This window comes from uncultured Microbulbifer sp. (assembly GCF_947489355.1).
Classification (GTDB): Bacteria; Pseudomonadota; Gammaproteobacteria; order Pseudomonadales; family Cellvibrionaceae; genus Microbulbifer.
In genome coordinates, this window is sequence record NZ_CANLDD010000229.1 from 1 (window position 1) to 269 (window position 269).

The 269-nt window shown below is 49.1% G+C and carries 1 tRNA gene; it reads right to left on the reverse strand.

Going from position 1 to position 269, the window contains the following annotated elements:
- Position 1: 1 nt before the first annotated feature.
- Positions 2-77: transfer RNA gene (locus Q1A48_RS21570), tRNA-Ala, on the reverse strand.
- Positions 78-269: the final 192 nt, after the last annotated feature.

A 269-nucleotide genomic window follows, 5' to 3' on the forward strand; every position in this document is an offset into this window, starting at 1 on the left:
ATGGTGGAGCTATGCGGGATCGAACCGCAGACCTCCTGCGTGCAAAGCAGGCGCTCTCCCAGCTGAGCTATAGCCCCATTTCGATAAGCCACTAAGATTTTAATAAGAATCGGGAGTGGTAATTTTTCTGTAGTTAGGCATTTTATTGCGCCGCCTATTTTAAATAGGCAGGCAATGAAATAACGAAGCTACAGGAAAATTTGGTAGGCCTGGGCAGACTTGAACTGCCGACCTCACCCTTATCAGGGGTGCGCTCTAACCAGCTGAGC